This is a genomic window from Bacillus sp. JJ1127, from assembly GCF_036965845.1.
Lineage (GTDB): Bacteria > Bacillota > Bacilli > Bacillales > Bacillaceae_G > Bacillus_A.
In genome coordinates this window covers 31,395-33,080 of the sequence record NZ_JBALQK010000004.1, presented here as the reverse complement: position 1 = coordinate 33,080, position 1,686 = coordinate 31,395, and the positions used below count along the sequence as shown (strand labels likewise).

The window sequence follows — 1,686 nt, the reverse complement described above, 5'->3', positions numbered from 1 at the left end:
CTACACTCGTTTACTCTTTCTGTTTTTACTTCGCATGTGGCAGAAAAAGGCCCTGACCGCTTCTATGCATGGCCAGATGCTCTCTCCCACCTAAAAAGAGGGGTTTTATGTCGGTTTTTTAATTGATGTATATATAGATATACTATCCCTCAAATTACCCCTAAAAAAAGACCATCTCAAAAGATAGTCTCTCACACTTCAATATGCTGTAGCATTGTATAAATGTCATTATTAACCTTACCAAATGATTTAATATTGTTTTGAACGTTAGATAGTAAAACAACATATACACTTCCGTTTTTACTAAATCCATTTAAGCAATTCCAACCAGGCATTACACCATGATTAGAATAACTTCCTGGATTCACATACCAACCAAATCCATAATCTTTTTTGAAGGCCGTAAACATTTGATCATAGCTCTCTTTTGAAATGAGTTTTCCAGAGAATAGCGCCTCGTTAAATAGATATAAATCATTTGCGCTCGTATATATATCCCCACACCCATAGAGTTGCGACATACTTGGAATAGCAGGCGTTGTCATATTATTATTTACGATTTTATAACCAGTAGAAGGATATTTTGTTTGCTCTAATGCCCTTCCAAAACCTGAATGTTTCATGCCAATAGCATCAAAAATGTGCTGTTTAATATATTCTTCTAATGGTTGTCCACTCACTTTCTCAACAATATACGCAAGTATGGAATAGTTAGAATCTGAATACTTCCATTTCTCTCCTGGATTCGCTAAACGTTTTTGTTGTCCAATTCTCTTTAACAATTCCTCATGAGAAATATCGTCCGCTCCAGCTTCATATTCCGGAATTCCTGATGTATGAGTTAGTAGATGCACTAACTTAATTCCATCACCTTGCGGAAAATCTGGAATATATTTCGCTACTGTATCCTCTGTTTGAAGTTTATTTTGATCTTTTAACTGCATAATCGCAGTTGCTACAAACGCCTTTGAAATGGAGCCAATATAAAATGTTGTTTCTGAATTATTCGGTATTTTTTTCTCCTGATTTGCCAATCCATATCCTTTATTCAAAAGTACTTTACCATTTTTCACAACAACCGCGGTTCCACTAAAACCTTTACTCTGTAAATACTGGTCTAACTCAGCATTTTCGTTAATTTCTTGTGGCGGACCTTCAGCAGGTTGTTCTGCTACTTTCGTTTGCTCTGCTTGTTCCTGGTGCTGCTCTGCTTGTTGCTCTGGTTTCTTGTTAACCTCTTCCTTCTTTTTCACTTCTTTTGCTACTTTTAATGTATTCTCTTTTTTATTATGTGACATAATCTTCGTATATCCGAAATACACAAGCGAAAACAACAGAATGAGAATAGCCGTTCTTTTTATGTATACAATTGGTCTACGAGCTTTGTTACCAGTATTATCCTTTTCTTGTTCCATAGTTACTTTTTTCCCCTTATTTATCAATAATTTAATCAAAATATAAAAGATACACTCCACAATCTTTTCCTAACTAATGGAAATTTTATTTTATACCCTACTTACTGTATCATGCGATGAACCTATTACCAACCAATATGTCCAAAAAAGAAAAAGAAAATTTTCGAATGTAAGATCCCCTGTAAAAAGTTTATAAAAAAAGAGGATACCCCCTAAAAGATTAAGTTTTATCAATCTTTTTTGGATATCCTCTTATCTAATTATTTATACG

At 34.2% G+C, this 1,686-nt stretch carries 1 protein-coding gene; it reads right to left on the bottom strand.

From position 1 onward, the window contains the following. Positions 1-191 precede the first annotated feature (191 nt). On the bottom strand, positions 192-1,415 hold the full coding sequence (locus tag V7183_RS00675; protein ID WP_335358398.1) for a serine hydrolase domain-containing protein: 1,224 nt from the start codon (positions 1,413-1,415) through the stop codon (positions 192-194). Between the last annotated feature and the right edge of the window lie 271 nt (positions 1,416-1,686).